The organism is Streptomyces sp. NPDC088747 (assembly GCF_044751025.1).
Lineage (GTDB): Bacteria > Actinomycetota > Actinomycetes > Streptomycetales > Streptomycetaceae > Streptomyces.
This window is the reverse complement of sequence record NZ_JBIVKZ010000012.1, coordinates 185,425-202,016: the sequence shown is the minus strand read 5'-3', so window position 1 is coordinate 202,016 and position 16,592 is coordinate 185,425. Positions and strand designations below refer to the sequence as shown.

Genomic DNA, 16,592 nt, shown 5'->3' with positions numbered 1-16,592 from the left:
CGTAACACGACAAAATCGTCGGAGTGTGAACGGTCACCGACGACAGAGGAGCGACGTGTGGCGGGCAGGCTCAAACAGTCGACCGGCCGGTACAGGGGCAGGACGGCCGAGGAGCGGCAGGCCGAGCGGCGACGCCGGTTCCTGGACGCCGCGCTCCGGCTGTTCGGCGAGAGCCCGGGTTTCCGGTCCACGACCGTCGCCGCGCTGAGTGAGGCGGCGGGCCTGTCCACCCGCCAGTTCTACGAGGAGTTCCGCACCCTTGAGGACGTCCTGGCCGTCCTGCACCTCCAGGTCAACGACTGGGCCGAGGAGGCCGCTCTCGCCGCCCTCGCCGCCGCCCGGGACCTGCCGCTCCCGGAGCGGGCCGCCGCGATCTTCCACGCCTACTGCGCGAACGTGGCGAGCGATCCGCGGCGGATACGCATCACGTTCGTCGAGGTCATCGGCGTGAGCCCGCGGCTGGAGGAACAACGGCTCGCCCGCCGCGCCCGCTGGGTGTGCCTCCTCTGTGCCGAGGCGGAGGCGGCGGCGGCCCGCGGGGAGGCGGCGAAGCGCGACTACCACATCGCCGCCGTCGGGTTCATCGGCAGCGTGAACGGACTGCTCCACGACTGGAACGCCGGCTGGGTGGAGGCGACTCTCGACGAGGTGGTCGAGGAACTCGTCCGGCAGCTGCTGGGGATCATGCGGCCGGAGGGCTGGCGGGCGGCGGAGGACGACGCGTAGTCCACGACCAGGATCCCGCCCTCGCCCGCCTGAGGGCGTGGGCCACCCTTAAGCGTCACTGACACGGTCGCCCGGTCGCCCGGTCGCCTGGCTCCGCGGCACATACCCGTTCGTCGGCGCGCCCCCGGTGCCGTTCCACCTCGGCGTCGGTCACGCCGTACGACCGGAGCAGCCGGCGAGGGCCTCGGCGCTTCCCGGGGTTCAGCGAGGCCTGACGCGCCGGACTCGGGGAGCGCGGACACGTGTTCCCCGCAGGGCCGAGCGCAGTACGGAGGCGGACATCCGCATTCCCGCCGCGGACAGCGGACGCGGCAGCCGGGACCGGTGCGCCCGGGATCGGCCCCTCGCCGCACTGGCCGAGAAGGTCCAGGTCAGATGTGAGCTGATCCGGATCTCCGGCCGGTGCCCGCCTACTCGTCCCATGCCTGGAGGAGCGTGTGTTCGATGATCTTGCCGTTCCGCAGCGACATCATCGAGTTGGCCAGCACCTTCGCGCCGTCCGGGTATTGGCAGGACTCGGTGAAGGCGACATGGTCGCCTTCGACGACGCACTGTTCCAGCTTGTGGGTCATGTCGCGGCTGTAGACGTCGTCGAGCATGTCGGCGATCTCGGCGCGGCCGTGTCTGACCATCGGATGACTGGGCTGGGTGTTGTGGTCGACGACGCGCATCTCCGCGTCGTCGGCGTAGAGCGACAGCAGATCCGCCGCGCTCTGTCCTTCGATGCCCCTGCGTAGCGCTTCGGTGTCGAACGCGGGGCCTGCCGCGGTGCCCATGATGACCTCCTTGGAAGGCCGCGGCCCTGCGAGGAGCGGGCCGCGAAGGGCCTCTTCTACGAGCCTCCTCCGCCGGGGGACTTCCGGCAAACGCGGCCCGGACCTGTGAGCCTCCCGGGTGAGCGGCGGGCGGAGACCGTGACCGCCCGGGGTCCGCGACCGTTGCTGAAAGCATGATCTCAACACGTCGTATCGCCGCCGCCGTTGGTCTCGCCGTCGGCGTCGCGGGCCTTGCCGCGCCGATGGCGAGCGCCGCCGCCCCGGCGCCGAAGCCGCTGAACCCCATGGCCGAGCTCGACAATCTCGCCGTGAGCGAGATTCCCACGGAGTACCAGGCCGTGGTCCCGAAGGTCTCCACCCAGCTGGCCGGGCTCAACCGGCTGAACTCGGGCCTCGACGAGATGCACCAGCTGACCGACCTGCTCGCCCCCGTCACCGGGCTGCTCGACGCGTAGTCCGGCGCCCGACAGGTTCGTCCGCCCCCGGCACCTCGGTGCCGGGGGCGGACGTGTCTGCCCTTGACTTTCGCAGGGCCTGGCCGGAACATCCTGGTTGAACGGTGAATTAAGTTTCACCACGCGAACAAACCTTGCAGTCGTCCGCCCCCTACTGATGTCCTGAAGGACTGCGTACCGTCGTCGCTACGTACCGAAGGAAGCCGTGCCATGGCCATCACCCGTGAACTGTTCATCGGCGGCAAGGACGTGCCCGCCGCCTCGGGCCGCACCGCCGAGGACATCAACCCCTACACCGGCGAGGTGTACGCCACCGTCGCCGCGGCCGGCCCCGAGGACGTCGCCCGCGCCGTGGACGCCGCCGACGCGGCCTTCGCCGACTGGGCCGCGCTCGCTCCCTTCGCCCGCCGGGTGATCTTCCTCAGGGCCGCCGACCTCCTCGACGCCAGGGCGGAACAGGTCGCCGAGCTGATGGCGCACGAGGCGGGCGGCACCCGCCCGTGGGCGTACTTCAACGTGGGTCTCGCCGCGAACATCCTGCGCGAGGCCGCCGCCGCGATCACCTCACCGCGCGGTGAGGTGCTCAGCGCCCAGGAGGCGGGCGCCCTGGGCCTCGCGATCCGCGAACCACTGGGTGTCGTCGCCGCCTTCGCCCCCTGGAACGCGCCCGTCATCCTCGGCGTACGAGCCGTCGCGGCCCCCCTCGCCGCCGGAAACACCGTCGTGGTGAAGCCGAGCGAGGACGCGCCGATCGCCTGTGCGCTGCTGGTCGCCGACGTGCTGCGCGAGGCCGGTCTGCCGGACGGTGTCCTGAACGTGGTCACCAACGCCCGTGAGGACGCCGCCGAGATCGCCGAGGCCCTCATCGCCGACCCGCGCGTGCGGGCAGTCAACTTCACCGGGTCCACGAACGTCGGCCGGATCATCGGCACGCACGCCGCCAGGCATCTCAAGCCCGCCGTCCTGGAGTTGGGCGGCAAGAACGCGGTCCTGGTGCTCGACGACGCCGACGTGGACTACGCGGTCGACGCCGTCACCTTCGGCGTGTTCATGAACTCCGGTCAGATCTGCATGTCTGGCGACCGGATCCTCGTACACGAGTCCCTCGGCGAGGAGTTCACGCGGAAGTTCGCGGCGAAGGTCGCCACGCTCCAGGCCGGGGACCCGGCGCACCCGCACACCGTGGTCGGTCCGCTGGTCGCCGCCTCCGCCGCCCGGCGCGTCGCCGCGCTCGTCGAGGACGCGGTGGCCAAGGGCGCCTCGGTCGTCACCGGAGGCGGGCAACCCGAGGGCGCGGTGCACCCGGCGACCGTCCTCACCGGTGTCCCGAAGGACGCGGAGATCTACTACGCGGAGGCCTTCGGCCCGGTCTGCGTGATCGAGACCTTCGCCGACGACAGCACGGCCGTAGCCATCGCCAACGACACCGACAACGGCCTGACCTGCGGGGTCATCACCGAGAACGCCACGCACGGGCTGGCCGTCGCCCGCCGGATCCGCACCGGCATCGTGCACATCAACGACCAGTCCGTCGCCGACGAGCCGCAGGCGCCGTTCGGCGGCGTCAAGGCCTCCGGCTACGGACGGTTCGGTGGCCGCTGGGGACTGGAGGCGTTCTCCAACACGCGCTGGGTGACCATCGCCACCCAGCAGGCGCACTTTCCGTTCTGACGACCCGGCGTGCGGGAACCCCCCGGCGGATACGCCGGGGGGCGGGCGGGCAGGTCAGCCGGCGGTTGCGAGGAACTGCGTGGCCGCCAGTTCCGCGTACAGCGGGTCCCCGGCCACGAGTTCGCGGTGGGTGCCCACCGCGCGGACACGGCCCGCGTCGATGACGACGATCCGGTCGGCCATCGTGACCGTGGACAGCCGGTGCGCGACCACGAACACCGTCGTCGTACGGGCGACGTCGGCGACCGTGTCGCGCAGCGCGGCCTCGTTCACCGCGTCGAGCTGCGAGGTCGCCTCGTCCAGGAGCAGCAGCCGGGGGTGGCGCAGCAGGGCGCGAGCGATGGCGACGCGCTGACGCTCGCCGCCGGACAGCTTGGTGCCGCGATGCCCGACCAGTGTGTCCAGACCGTGCGGCAGTCGGGCGACGAGTCCGTCGAGGCGGGTCGTCTTCAGCACGCGGGTGACCTCGGCCTCGTCGGCGTCCGGATTGCCCAGCAGCAGGTTGTCGAGGAGCGAACCCGACAGGACGGGCGCGTCCTGCTCGACGTAACCGATCGAGGAGCGGAGCTGGGAGAGATCCCAGTCCTCCAGGCGGCGGCCGTCGAACGTGATGACGCCCGACTCGGCGTCGTAGAACCGCTCGATGAGAGAGAAGACGGTCGTCTTGCCGGCGCCGGAGGGCCCGACGAACGCCGTCATGCCACGGGCCGGGACGGCGAACGTCACCCCGTGGTGGACGTACGGCAGATCGTCGGCGTACCGGAAGCGCACGTCGTCGAAGGTGACCGCGGCGGGCTCCGCGCTGGAGGCCGGCAGCGGGGTGGGCGCCGTGGCGGGCTCGGCGGGGAGTTCCAGGGCCTCCTGGATACGGGCGAGGGCGGCGGCACCGGTCTGGTACTGCGTGATCGCGCCGACGACCTGCTGGATGGGCGACATCAGATAGAAGACGTAGAGAAGGAACGCGACGAGGGTACCGACGTCGATGGCGCCGGTCGCGACGCGCGCGCCGCCCACCGCGAGGACCGTGATGAACGCGATCTGCATCGCGAGACCGGCCGTGTTGCCCGCGGCGGCCGACCACTTGGCGGCGTGCACGCTCTGCCGCCACGACTCCTCCGCGGCCGCGTGGATGGCCTGCTCCTCGCGGTGCTCGGCGCCGGACGCCTTGATGGTGCGCAGCGCGCCGAGGATCCGTTCGAGCGAGGCGCCCATCACGCCGACGGCGTCCTGCGCCCGCTTGCTGGCCCGGTTGATGCGCGGCACGATCACGCCGAGGACGGTGCCCGCGCACAGGATCACCAGCAGGGTGACGCCCAGCAGCGCGGGATCGACCAGGCCCATCATCACCACCGTCGCGACGAGGGTGAGGCCGCCGGTGCCGAAGCCCACCAGCGAATCGGTCGTGACCTCGCGCAGCAGCGTCGTGTCGGACGTGATCCGGGACATCAGGTCACCCGGCTCGCTGCGGTCCACCGCCGGTATGCGCAGCCGCAGCAGATACGACGACAGGGCGCGCCGCGCGCCGAGCACCACCGACTCGGCGGTGCGCCGCAGCACGTACGAACCCGACGCGCCCACCGCCGCGTTGGTCACCACCAGCGCCGCCATGCCGAACAGCGCCGCCGCTATGGGCCGGTCGTGCGACAGATCGTCGATGAGCCCCCGCGCCACCAGCGGAAGCACCAGCCCGGTGGCCCCGGTCGTCAGGGCCAGCAGCCCGCCTGCCAACAGCGCCCAACGATGCGGTCGTACGTACCCGAACAACAGGCGCCACGCGGGTGCCTCGGGCTTGGCTGCGGTGATGCTCACGGCGCTCCTTGTGAGGGGTCTGTGCGGTGAGTTCAGGCTACGTCGGTGAGGGGGGTGGACGTCACGCGCGGCGTCCTTCCGACTACAGCGAATCAGGCCACGGACCACTCGCGGCCGGGAGGAGCCGCAGACGAGGACACGACCACCGGGGGCGGGCCGGCGCGGCCGGCGCACCGCCGTCCCTCGTCACAGCGCACCACCTGGCCTTCCACCGGCCGTTCACGCCGTAGGGTCGGTTGTCGGAACGTCGACTTACGGAAGGCTGATCAACATGGCGCAGGAAGTACGGGGCGTGATCGCACCGGGCAAGAACGAGCCGGTGCGCGTCGAGACCATCGTCGTGCCGGATCCGGGGCCTGGAGAGGCCGTCGTGAAGATCCAGGCCTGCGGGGTCTGTCACACCGACCTGCACTACAAACAGGGCGGCATCAGCGACGACTTCCCCTTCCTGCTCGGTCACGAGGCGGCGGGCGTGGTCGAGTCCGTCGGCGCCGGCGTCACGGACGTCGAGCCCGGCGACTTCGTCGTCCTCAACTGGCGCGCGGTGTGCGGGAACTGCCGGGCCTGTCTGCGCGGCCGGCCCTGGTACTGCTTCGACACGCACAACGCCAAGCAGAAGATGACCCTGACCGACGGCACCGAGCTGTCCCCGGCGCTCGGCATCGGCGCCTTCGCCGAGAAGACCCTGGTGGCCGCCGGACAGTGCACCAAGGTCGACCCGAAGGTCTCCCCGGCGGTCGCCGGACTCCTCGGCTGCGGTGTCATGGCGGGCATCGGCGCCGCGATCAACACCGGGAACGTCGGCCGGGGCGACTCCGTCGCCGTCATCGGCTGCGGTGGGGTGGGCAACGCGGCGATCGCCGGGTCCCGTCTCGCAGGCGCGGCGAGGATCATCGCCGTCGACATCGACGACCGGAAGCTGACGACCGCGTCGAAGCTCGGCGCCACGCACACCGTCAACTCCGCGCAGACCGACGCCGTCGAGGCGATCCGTGAGCTGACCGGCGGCTTCGGCGCCGACGTCGTCATCGAGGCGGTGGGCCGCCCCGAGACGTACAAGCAGGCCTTCTACGCCCGTGACCTCGCGGGCACGGTCGTCCTCGTCGGCGTACCGACACCGGAGATGAAGCTGGAGCTGCCGCTGCTCGACGTCTTCGGACGCGGCGGAGCCCTCAAGTCGTCCTGGTACGGCGACTGCCTGCCCTCCCGCGACTTCCCGATGCTGATCGACCTGCACCTCCAGGGCCGACTGGACCTGGACGCGTTCGTCACCGAGACGATCGCCCTGGACGCCGTGGAACCCGCCTTCGAGCGGATGCACCACGGCGACGTGCTGCGTTCCGTGGTGGTGCTGTGATGAGCACGCGCATCGAACACCTCGTCACCTCCGGCACGTTCTCGCTGGACGGCGGCACGTGGGACGTCGACAACAACGTGTGGATCGTCGGGAACGACCACGAGGCGATCGTCATCGACGCCGCCCATGACGCCGACGCCATCGCCGAGGCGGTCGGCGACCGTCGGCTGCTGGCCATCGTGTGCACCCACGCCCACGACGACCACATCGACGCCGCTCCCGCCCTCGCCGAGCGCACCGGAGCCACCATCTGGCTGCACCCCGACGACCTGCCGCTGTGGAAGCTCACCCACCCGGACCGTCTCCCCGACGCCTGGCTCCACGACGGCCAGGTGATCGAGGCCGCGGGCACCGACCTGACCGTCCTGCACACGCCGGGGCACGCCCCCGGCGCGGTCTGCCTCTACGACCCGGGCCTGGGCGCCGTGTTCACCGGTGACACGCTCTTCCAGGGCGGGCCGGGCGCCACGGGGCGCTCCTACTCCCACTTCCCGACGATCGTCGACTCGATCCGGGACCGGCTGCTCACGCTTCCGGCCGACACCGTCGTGCGTACCGGGCACGGCGACTCGACCACCATCGGCGCCGAGGCACCCCACCTGGAGGAGTGGATCACCCGGGGTCACTGACCCCGGCAGGGCGCCGACGGCGGTCGACCCGGATGCGCCGAAGACCGGACGCGCCGAACACCGGACGCGCCGAAGAAATGACGACAGAAGATGTCCGGCTTCCGAGGGACCCTCGTGGGGAAGCACGCGTGAAGGCATCGCGTGAGCTCCACGAACACGGAGGTCGGACATGTCGCAGCCGCAACGGAACACGCTGGAAGGCAAGGTCGCACTCGTCGCCGGGGCGACCAGGGGCGCAGGCCGCGGGATCGCCGTGGAACTCGGCGCGGCGGGCGCCACCGTCTACGTGACCGGCCGCAGCACCCGCGCCAAGCGATCGGAGTACGACCGCCCCGAGACCGTCGAGGACACCGCGGACCTGGTCACGGCGGCGGGAGGCCGCGGTGTCGCCGTCCCCACCGACCACCTCGTCCCCTCCGAGGTCGAAGCCCTCGTCGCCCGCATCGCCCGCGAACAGGGCCGCCTCGACGTCCTCGTCAACGACATCTGGGGCGGCGAAACCCTCTTCGAGTGGGACTCCCCGGTCTGGGAGCACGACCTCGACAAGGGCCTGCGACTGCTGCGCCTCGCCGTCGAGACACACGCGATCACCAGCCACCACGCGCTCCCGCTGCTCCTGCGCAACCCCGGCGGACTGGTCGTCGAGATGACCGACGGCACCGCCGAGTACAACCGGGACACCTACCGCGTCTCGTTCTTCTACGACCTCGCCAAGTCCTCCGTCCTGCGCATGGCGTTCGCGCTGGGCCACGAACTGGGCCCGCGAGGAGCCACCGCCGTCGCACTCACCCCCGGCTGGTTGCGCTCGGAGATGATGCTCGACAACTTCGGTGTGACCGAGGAGAACTGGCGCGACGCCCTGGAGCGCGTCCCCCACTTCGGCATCTCCGAGACACCCTTCTACGTGGGCCGCGCCGTCGCCGCGCTGGCCGCCGACCCGGACGTCGCCCGCTGGAACGGCGACTCGCTCTCCAGCGGGCGACTGGCCCAGGTCTACGGCTTCACCGACCGCGACGGCAGCCGTCCGGACGCCTGGCGCTACATGGTCGAGGTCCAGGACGTGGGCGGGGCGGCGGACGCGACGGGGTACCGCTGAACTCAGGTGAGGGTGTGCGGCTGCCAACGGGCCGGGTGGCCCGGCGGCAGCGCCAGGTCGCTCCGGACCGCCGCGTAGTAGGCCTCGCGACAGGCGCGCTGCCGTTCGAGCAACGCCTGCCACACCGGGGTCGAGTGGGTCCCCTCCTGCGGGAAGTGCTCCATCTCCATGGCCACGACGACCCAGGCGCGGGCCGCCTCCACGACGTCCGGGGCGCCGAGCAGCAGCAGCGCCTCCCAGGCGGGGTCCCGGGCGTCCAGCGCCTCGGCCATCTGGGGCGCCGCCTCCTCGGGGGTCAGCGGGTGCGGATGCGGATCGGCTCCCAGGTGGGACGCGATGCGGTACGTGAGGGTGACGGTCTTCTTCAGACAGCGCGCGTAGTCGGTGTAGACCGTGAGCCGCCGTTCCTCCCAGCGGGCCTCCCGCTCCCGGCCGAAACGGGCACGGTCGCCCCGCACGATCGCCAGGTACGAACCCAGGGCACCGACCACCACGCCGATCAGCGCCGGGAGTTGTTGTATTAACTCGGACATGGACGCACGGTATCTGTCGCCGGGACGATCACGGCACTACCGTCCGTCCCATGACTGCGACACGGCGTTTCGAGGGCTATGGGGTTCTGATCACGGGCGCGGCCCGCGGCATCGGCGCGGCCACCGCCCGCAGGCTGGCCGGGGAAGGTGCCGCCGTGCTCGTCACGGACGTGGACCTCGCCGAGGCGGAGAAGACGGCGGCGGCCATCCGCGAACTCGGCGACCGGGCCGAGGCGTTCACCTGCGACGTGGGGGAGCGGACCTCGGTCGAGGCGGCCGTCGCGCACGCCGTGGCCGCCTTCGGCTCGCTGGACGTACTGGTCAACAACGCGTACGGCTGCACCCCTGACGCCCCGCTCTTCGAGGACGAGTCCGACGAGACCTGGGCCCGAGACCTCGATCTCACCCTGACCGGCGCCTACCGCTGCGCCCGCGCGGCCCTCCCGCACCTGGTGGCCTCGGGCCGCGGAGCCATCGTCAGCGTGGGCTCGGTCAACGGCCTCCAGGACTTCGGCAATCACGCCTACAGCGCGGCCAAGGCGGGGCTGGTGTCACTCACCCGAACCCTGGCCGGGCACGCCGCCCCGCGCGGTGTCCGCGTCAACCTGGTGGCGCCGGGCACGGTCCGCACCACGGCATGGGAGGGCCGCGACACGGATCTCGAACTGGCCGCCGCGCTCTACCCGTTGGGGCGCGTCGGTGAGCCGGAGGACATCGCGGCCGCCGTCGCCTTCCTCGCCTCCCGCGACGCGGCCTGGATCACCGGGACGACCCTGTGCGTGGACGGGGGGCTGCTGGCGGTCAACACCGGTTTTCGGCAGGCGGTACGGCAGCGGGGCGAGGCCTGAGCGCCACGCCCGCGCCTCCTCAGGTGCCGCTGTGGCGCCGCAGCACGTCGAACACCCGGTCCGTGTCGGCCTCGGACGTACGCCAGTTGCTGAACGCCGCTCGCAGGGCGTGTGTCCCGCCGTAGGACGTCGGTGTCACGAAGGCCTCGCCCGAGGCGGCCACCGCGCGGGCGAACTCACGCACCCGCTGCTGGCTCGGATCCCCGGCGAGGGTGAAGCACACGACGTTGAGCCGGACCGGCGCGAGGAGCCTCAACCGCCCCTCCGTCGCGACGCGTTCGCCCAGGCGCCCGGCGAGCGCGACGTTCCGCTCGACGATCTCGCGGTGCCCGTCCCGTCCGTACGCCGTGAGCGCGAACCAGGCCGGCAGGGCGCGCAGCCGACGGGAGTTCTCCGGTGTGAGGTGGAGGAAGTCGGGGTCGCCGGTGGGCATGCCGAGGTACGGCGAGGCGTTGTGGAAGACCCGGACCTGGAGGTCACGGCGCCTGGTGAACTGGACGGCCGCGTCGTAGGGGACGTTCAGCCACTTGTGCAGGTCGACACAGACGGAGTCGGCCGCGTCGAGGCCGTCGACGAGATGCGCGTACGCGGGGGAGAGCGCGGCGAAGCCGCCGAACGCGGCGTCCACGTGCAGCCAGAAGTCGTACCGCTCCTTGAGCGCGGCGACGGCCCGCAGATCGTCGAAGTCGACGGTGTTCACCGTGCCGGCGTTCGCCACCACGATCGCCGGGCGGCCCTCCAGCGACTCCAGGGCCTCGGCGAGCCGCTCGACGTCGACGGCCTCACGGTTCCCGGACAGCACCGGCACCTGGCGCAGCCCGTCCCGCCCGACGCCGAGCACGGACAGCGCCTTGGTGACACTGGAGTGCGGGCTGCCGGACAGCACGTCGACGCGGCCGAGCGCACCGAGCCCCTCCCGCGACACGGACACGCCGAGGCGCTCGCCGAGCCACTCCCGCGCGATGGCGAGACCGACCGTGTTGGAGACGGTCGCCCCGCTCACGAAGGCACCGCTGTGCTCCTCGCCCAGCCCGAACAGCTCACGCAGCCAGCCCACGGTCTCGTGCTCCAGCGCGGCGGCGGAGGAGTCGCCGCCGCCGGACACGTTCTGGTCGTACGTACTGGTCAGCCAGTCCCCGGTGAGCGCGGCCGGTGTCGAGCCGCCGGTGACGAAGCCGAGATAGCGCGGGCCCGCGGAACCCGAGAAGCCGGGGGCCCAGCGCTCGGCGAAGCGGGTCAGCGCGCCCTCGGCGCCGGTTCCGGCGGCGGGCAGGGGCTCGCGGCCGGGCGCCTTTCCGAGGTGGGCCACCGGCCGGTCGGCCAGCCCGCTCACCTCCCGCGCGGCGAAGTCACGGGCGGACTGGAGGAGTTCGGGGAGCCGACCGAGATCATCGGCGAGTGTGCGGTGCATGTCCGCAGCGTAGGGCGGACGCCGTGCGGGTATCCCGGGCCACCTGGGGGAAACTGGACTGGACCCGCCACCGGGAAATGTCACCGTTTCGTCGCAGCCTGACCGGCGCTACAACGCGTACCCTCCGACGCGGGTCTAGGAGTCGGACCTCGCGAGAGACGCGAGTGGAATGCAAGGGAAAGGTCCGTCATGGGGGATTTGAGCAGGCGTGGAGCTGTCGCGCTCGGCATCACCGGACTGGTCGTGCCGCTGACACTCGCGCTGGGGGCGGCTCCCGCGCAGGCCGCGAGCTGTACGACACAGGCCGGGCCGTACCAGAAGAAGGTGGAGAAGTTCCTCGGCCGTCCGGTCGACGGACGGCAGTCCACGGCCGACTGCAAGGCGATCCAGGCCTTCCAGAACAAGCACGGCATCACCCCGAACATCGGGTACGCGGGCCCCGTCACCTGGGGCGTGATGGACCTGATGAACAAGCAGAAGGCCGTCGGCAACAACCCGAACAAGGACCGCAAGTGCCCGGTCAACAAGGGCCGCATCGCCTGCGTCAACCTCAGCCTCCAGATCAGCTGGATCCAGGACGGCAGCAGGCTCGTCTACGGTCCGGTGCCGGTCCGCACGGGCCGCAACGGCTACGAGACCCGCACCGGCCTGAAGAAGGTCTACTGGCGTGACATCGACCACGTGTCGAGCATCTACGACGTGCCGATGCCCTACAGCCAGTTCTTCGACGGCGGCCAGGCCTTCCACTCGGTCGGCCTGAGCATGTGGAACCCGCCCGGCTCGCACGGCTGCGTCAACATGACCAAGACCACCGCCAAGAAGTACTGGTCGCTCCTCAGGAACGGCGACGACGTCTTCGTCTACGGCCGCAAGCCGGGCACCTGACGGCACCCGGCCGGGCTCGGACACGGACACGGCTAGGGCTACGGCCACAGGCCCTGGGTCACGCGGGAGCGTCGCCGAAGTCCGGAATATCCAGCCTGGCCCCACCCTGCCGCGCCGACTCGTGCGCGACGATGCCCGGCAGGGTGTAGCGGGCGGCGGTCCACGCGTCCACCGAGGGCAGGGTCCGGGTGTTCACCGCGGTCACGAAGTCGTCCACCAGGAAGTGGTGGCTGCCTTCGTGACCGTTGTGCAGGTGGTCGAACTCCCGGGGCAGCCGCGCCCGGTCGTGCACGGGCGCCGATCCCGAGGTGAAGGCGGCCCGCAGCGCGGGAGCGACGTGCTGGAGCGAGGGATCGTCGGGAGCCAGTGTCGGCTTGGGCTCCAGGAGCTCACTGATGTCCAGTACGCCCTTCTTGTCCTGCCACAGTGCCACCGTGGCGAGCTGCTCCATGCTCGCCTCCGTGCCGAAGAACCGGAAACGTGACTCCCTGATGTGCGAGGGGTAGCCGACCCGCCGGAACTCGTTCGTACGGAACGAGCCGCCGCCCGCGACCTCGAACAGGGCGGTCGCGTTGGAGAAGTCGTTCCCGAACTGGCTGATCTCCTGGTCGAACACGCCGTCGCCGCGTTCGTCGCGTACCCCCAGCGCGGACACGCTCACGGCGTGCGTCCGCCACGCTCCGAGCACCCCGCCCACCGAGTGCGTCGGGTAGAGGAGCGGGGGATAGCTGGCGGTCGCCTTCCAGTTCTCGCCGCCGCTGTACCGGTAGGCGTCGTAGAACCCGAGATCCATGTCATGGACGTAGTCGCCCTCGGCGTAGAAGATCCGGCCGAAGGCGCCGTCGGCGATCCGGTCGCGGGCGTGGACGGTGGCCGGGTTGTACTGGCTGGTCTCGCCCATCATGTACGTCAGTCCGGTCGCCCGTACCGCGTCGATGATCGCCGCGATCTCCTCCTTGGTGATCGCCATGGGCACCGCCGAGTACACGTGCTTGCCGGCGTTCAGCCCCTGGAGCACCAGCGGCCCGTGGGTCCAGCGCTGGGTGAAGACGGCGACGGCGTCCACCGCCGCCGACTCCAGCATCGCCTCGTACGAGGGGAAGGTGCCGGACAGCCGTTCGTCGGCCGCCAGTCGCTCCGCCCGTTCGGGCAGCAGGTCGGTCACGTACACGTCGCCCACGCCGGGATGGGCGTGGAACAGCTTGGCGAACTGGCCCGAGAACTGCCCGGCTCCGACGATGCCGAGGGAGAACGTCATGCGGGTGACACCCTTCACTGGTCGCTTGCTCGACGGCTTCACTGGCCGAGAACGAGATTGATCAGGACTCATCCCGGGCTACTTACTTTTGGCTCGGAAGAATCCTGGCGTCAAGACATCCGCACAGTTCTTTGCCGGACCAAGAGTGGCGGTTTATCGTGTCGCCATTACTTCCAGGGCGAAAGATATTCGTGGGGAGCCCGACGTCCATGACCGCACCTGCCGACGGTTGGCTGCCGCTGAGCGCGGGCGAACGCGCCGTGGCGATCGAGGTGCTCGTCCACGGTCCGCTGTCCCGCAGCGAGATCGCGCGCCGACTGGACCTCTCGGCGGGCAGCCTCACCCGGCTGACCAAGCCGCTGATCGAGTCGGGCCTGCTGGTCGAGTCGGCGGATTCCGCGCCCGGCAGAACGCGGCAGGGGCGTCCCTCCCAGCCGCTGGACATCGTCGCCGAGTCCCGCTTCTTCGCCGGGTTCAAGATCACCGCGGACCGGGTGTATGGCGTCGTCACCACGCTCAGGAGCGACATCGTCGCCCGGCGCGACCTTCCCCTCGCCACGCACGACCCCGATCTGGTCGCCGACCTCCTGGGGGAGATGACGGACGGGTTCGCCCGCGACTTTCCCGGCCTCGCGGGCATCGGCATCGGTGTCGGCGGCAGCGTGGAGAAGCGGGCCGTCGTCGGCGAGTCGGCCTTCCTCGGCTGGAGCGACGTCCCGTTGGCCGCACTCGTCCAGGAACGCACGTCCCTGCCGGTCGTCGTCGAGAACGACGCCGCCGCCCTGGTCGAGGCGGAGAGCTGGTTCGGCGCGGGGCGCGGCCTCGACCGCTTCGTCGTCCTCACCATCGGCGCCGGGATCGGCTACGGCCTCGTCCTCGGCGGCAAGCGCGTCGCCGGCGCCGAGGACGGCCTTGGCGCCGGCCGCCACTGGCTGGTGAACCCGCAGGGCCCGCTCACGCCCGACGGAGACCGCGGCAGCGCCGTCTCGCTGCTCACCATCCGCAGCATCCGCTACCAGCTCCGTGCCGCCACCGGCCGCGACCTGACGTACGAGGAGATCCTCGCCTCGGCCGCCGCCGGTGAACCCATGGCCGCACGGGTCGTCGGAGAGGCGGCCCGCGCCCTCGGCACCCTGGTGGCGCAGATCGCCAACTTCGCCATGCCGCAGAAGATCCTTCTCGCCGGGGAGGGTGTCGGGCTCGTCGACGTGGCGGGCCCGCTGGTCGAGGAGACGGTGCTCGCGGGCCGTCACCCGCGGGCCGATCCGGTGGACCTGGAGACGAAGGTGTCCGACTTCCACGACTGGGCGCGCGGAGCCGCGGTGTTGGCGATCCAGGTACTGGTCCTGGGGTTGACCGAGGCGTGAGTGATGAGCTTCACGGTCCGTAATGTCGCCCGACGTACCTTTACTCACATCGCCTTCACGCCAAGGTCCGTATGCTTCACACCATGTCCACCACTCCTGAAACCGCCTCCGAGCGGTCCGCCGCCGAGGTCAACGAGGAGATCCGAGCCCTCTGGTTCCGGACCGGTGGGACGCTGAGCATGGACGAACGGCGTGAGTACCAGCGGCTCGTGCTGGAGTGGGCCGAGGCCGCCCCGCACACGCCCATCCAGGCCGCCTGACCAGCCGGACCCCGGCTTCTTCTCCCGGCGCCCGCCCGCTGTGTGACCCGGGTCTCATCCCCAACTCTGCGAGTACTGCTGCCGATAGCGGCTGCGGTCCTGCTCCGAGCGGATGTACCGGGTCGCCACCAGCGCGATGAGGCTTCCCGCGATGACCAGCAGCCCGGGGCCGATGTTCCTGGGATCCGTGAGGCGTGTGATGAGTGTCTCGGCGGCGTCGGCGCCGACCGACTCCAGGGAACCCGGCGCGGCGGAGCCCGGCGCGACGGCCGCTCCCTGCGAGGCCGCGGCGGACGGCGCCGTGGATGCTCCCGCCGTGGGACCGCCGGACGCCTGCGGCTGTCCCACCATGGTCACCCCGAGCTCCGACAGCGCCGTGGTGACCGGCTGGAAGAACGTCGTACCGCCCGTGGAGCAGTCGCCGTTGCCGCCCGACGTCACGCCGAGCGCGATGCCCTCGGAGAACAACGGGCCGCCGCTGTCGCCCGGTTCGGCGCACACGGTGGTCTCCACGAGCCCCGAGACAGTGCCCTCCGGGTAGTTCACCGTCGCGTTGAGCGCCGTGACCTGGCCGTCGCGGAGCCCGCTGGTGCTGCCGCTGCGGAAGACCCGCTGGCCCACGGTCGGATCGGCGATGCCGGTGATCCGCACACCCTGGCCGCCGCCGATGGCGACGATGTTCTCCTTGGGAGGTGTCTGTCCGGCGGCGTACTGGATCAGGGAGTAGTCGTCGCCGGGGAACGACGTGGTGATCGTGCGGCCCACCTGCTGGGTGCCCTGGCTGTCGGCGAACCAGAGGGAACCGGCCGGCCCGCAGTGCCCGGCGGTGAGGATGAACTCCCCTTGCGGGCTAGTCACGTTGAAGCCCGCCGAACAGCGTCCGCCGGTCGAGAGCATGGCGTCCGCGCCGTTCAGCCGGGTGGTGAACTCACCCTTGGTCCGCTCCATGCGCACGGAGTCGCCGATACCCTCGGCCAGGGTCGTCATCCGCGACCAGTCGGAGGCGGAGACCGTGCTGTCCGCCCGCACCACGACCTCGTTGTCGGCGTAGTTCACGGCCCACGCGGTGCCCGGCACCCGGGGCGCCGAACTCAGCGTCTGAGTGGCCGACTTGAGGTCCTGCATGCTGTGGTCCACGACCTTGGGGCGGGCGCCCGCCTTCTTCACCTCGGCCGCCGCTCCGGTGTCGGTCACCGCGACCACGGGCCGCCCGTCGGCGGCGATCCAGCTGCCGGCCGTACGGGACGCGCCCAGCGTGGAGACAAGCCGGGACCCACTGTCCGCGGCGGCCTGGGCCGAACTCGCTGTGGCACGCGGGGAGTCGGACGGTTCGCTCGCCATGGCGCGCGACACCATCAGGCCTCCGCAGAGCAGTCCTCCGACGGCGGCTATCCGCGCCCCCCGTTGGACGATCCGTCGTCGTGCGTGCCTCATCCATGGGCTCCCGAAGCCGAACACCACCGGCGTCAACCACCGCCGGGGGCTCCGGTCGAGAGCCCTCCCTTCATACG

The 16,592-nt window shown here is 71.2% G+C and carries 16 protein-coding genes; 10 read left to right on the top strand and 6 right to left on the bottom strand.

Going from position 1 to position 16,592, the window contains the following annotated elements:
* Window positions 1-57 precede the first annotated feature (57 nt).
* Window positions 58-726, top strand: a complete 669-nt coding sequence (locus tag ACIP79_RS26960; protein ID WP_401227258.1) for a TetR/AcrR family transcriptional regulator — start codon at window positions 58-60, stop codon at window positions 724-726.
* A gap of 410 nt (window positions 727-1,136) precedes the next feature.
* On the opposite strand, the gene ACIP79_RS26955 is transcribed toward ACIP79_RS26960, so the two are convergent.
* A complete protein-coding gene (locus ACIP79_RS26955; protein ID WP_401227257.1) occupies window positions 1,137-1,502 on the bottom strand; it encodes a nuclear transport factor 2 family protein in 366 nt (121 codons plus the stop codon).
* Between the two features lie 173 nt (window positions 1,503-1,675).
* On the opposite strand from ACIP79_RS26955, the gene ACIP79_RS26950 reads away from it, so the two are divergent.
* Together ACIP79_RS26950 and ACIP79_RS26945 are read left to right on the top strand one after the other, a co-directional pair.
* The gene (locus tag ACIP79_RS26950) at window positions 1,676-1,957 is read left to right on the top strand and encodes a hypothetical protein (protein ID WP_401227255.1); all 282 of its coding nucleotides are present in this window, start codon (window positions 1,676-1,678) and stop codon (window positions 1,955-1,957) included.
* 210 nt (window positions 1,958-2,167) lie between these two features.
* Window positions 2,168-3,628: an aldehyde dehydrogenase family protein gene (locus ACIP79_RS26945; RefSeq protein ID WP_401227253.1), complete on the top strand. Its 1,461-nt coding sequence runs from the start codon at window positions 2,168-2,170 to the stop codon at window positions 3,626-3,628.
* A gap of 54 nt (window positions 3,629-3,682) precedes the next feature.
* Here ACIP79_RS26945 and ACIP79_RS26940 read toward each other — a convergent pair whose 3' ends face one another.
* Window positions 3,683-5,437, bottom strand: coding sequence for an ABC transporter ATP-binding protein (locus ACIP79_RS26940; protein ID WP_383689598.1), 1,755 nt, complete (start codon window positions 5,435-5,437; stop codon window positions 3,683-3,685).
* Window positions 5,438-5,708: 271 nt separating this feature from the next.
* Here ACIP79_RS26940 and ACIP79_RS26935 point away from each other — a divergent pair, with 271 nt between their 5' ends.
* The 3 genes from ACIP79_RS26935 to ACIP79_RS26925 all read left to right on the top strand — a co-directional run bounded on the left by ACIP79_RS26935 (window position 5,709) and on the right by ACIP79_RS26925 (window position 8,519).
* Window positions 5,709-6,794, top strand: a complete 1,086-nt coding sequence (locus ACIP79_RS26935) for an S-(hydroxymethyl)mycothiol dehydrogenase (RefSeq protein ID WP_401227251.1) — start codon at window positions 5,709-5,711, stop codon at window positions 6,792-6,794.
* Window positions 6,794-7,423, top strand: coding sequence for an MBL fold metallo-hydrolase (locus tag ACIP79_RS26930; RefSeq protein ID WP_401227249.1), 630 nt, complete (start codon window positions 6,794-6,796; stop codon window positions 7,421-7,423). Before ACIP79_RS26935 ends, ACIP79_RS26930 begins: the two co-directional genes overlap by 1 nt.
* A 169-nt stretch (window positions 7,424-7,592) precedes the next feature.
* Window positions 7,593-8,519: an SDR family oxidoreductase gene (locus tag ACIP79_RS26925; RefSeq protein ID WP_401227247.1), complete on the top strand. Its 927-nt coding sequence runs from the start codon at window positions 7,593-7,595 to the stop codon at window positions 8,517-8,519.
* Between the two features lie 2 nt (window positions 8,520-8,521).
* Here ACIP79_RS26925 and ACIP79_RS26920 read toward each other — a convergent pair whose 3' ends face one another.
* On the bottom strand, window positions 8,522-9,052 hold the full coding sequence (locus tag ACIP79_RS26920; protein ID WP_401227246.1) for a hypothetical protein: 531 nt from the start codon (window positions 9,050-9,052) through the stop codon (window positions 8,522-8,524).
* Between the two features lie 50 nt (window positions 9,053-9,102).
* Between ACIP79_RS26920 and ACIP79_RS26915 the strand changes: the two genes are divergently transcribed.
* A complete protein-coding gene (locus ACIP79_RS26915) occupies window positions 9,103-9,900 on the top strand; it encodes an SDR family NAD(P)-dependent oxidoreductase (protein ID WP_401227244.1) in 798 nt (265 codons plus the stop codon).
* 19 nt (window positions 9,901-9,919) lie between these two features.
* On the opposite strand, the gene ACIP79_RS26910 is transcribed toward ACIP79_RS26915, so the two are convergent.
* Window positions 9,920-11,311, bottom strand: coding sequence for a pyridoxal phosphate-dependent decarboxylase family protein (locus ACIP79_RS26910; protein WP_401227243.1), 1,392 nt, complete (start codon window positions 11,309-11,311; stop codon window positions 9,920-9,922).
* A 189-nt stretch (window positions 11,312-11,500) separates the two neighbouring features.
* Here ACIP79_RS26910 and ACIP79_RS26905 point away from each other — a divergent pair, with 189 nt between their 5' ends.
* Complete coding sequence (locus ACIP79_RS26905; RefSeq protein ID WP_401227242.1) at window positions 11,501-12,196, top strand: L,D-transpeptidase family protein; 696 nt, start codon at window positions 11,501-11,503, stop codon at window positions 12,194-12,196.
* A gap of 58 nt (window positions 12,197-12,254) precedes the next feature.
* Here ACIP79_RS26905 and ACIP79_RS26900 read toward each other — a convergent pair whose 3' ends face one another.
* Window positions 12,255-13,454 (bottom strand): Gfo/Idh/MocA family protein, encoded by a 1,200-nt coding sequence (locus tag ACIP79_RS26900; RefSeq protein WP_401227240.1) that lies wholly within the window; start codon window positions 13,452-13,454, stop codon window positions 12,255-12,257.
* Window positions 13,455-13,663: 209 nt separating this feature from the next.
* On the opposite strand from ACIP79_RS26900, the gene ACIP79_RS26895 reads away from it, so the two are divergent.
* Together ACIP79_RS26895 and ACIP79_RS26890 are read left to right on the top strand one after the other, a co-directional pair.
* Window positions 13,664-14,821 (top strand): ROK family protein, encoded by a 1,158-nt coding sequence (locus tag ACIP79_RS26895; protein ID WP_401227238.1) that lies wholly within the window; start codon window positions 13,664-13,666, stop codon window positions 14,819-14,821.
* A 71-nt stretch (window positions 14,822-14,892) separates the two neighbouring features.
* Window positions 14,893-15,081 carry a hypothetical protein gene (locus ACIP79_RS26890; RefSeq protein WP_383688475.1) on the top strand — a complete coding sequence of 63 codons (189 nt, stop codon included), beginning with the start codon at window positions 14,893-14,895 and terminating at the stop codon, window positions 15,079-15,081.
* 54 nt (window positions 15,082-15,135) lie between these two features.
* On the opposite strand, the gene ACIP79_RS26885 is transcribed toward ACIP79_RS26890, so the two are convergent.
* Window positions 15,136-16,515: a S1 family peptidase gene (locus tag ACIP79_RS26885; RefSeq protein WP_401227236.1), complete on the bottom strand. Its 1,380-nt coding sequence runs from the start codon at window positions 16,513-16,515 to the stop codon at window positions 15,136-15,138.
* Between the last annotated feature and the right edge of the window lie 77 nt (window positions 16,516-16,592).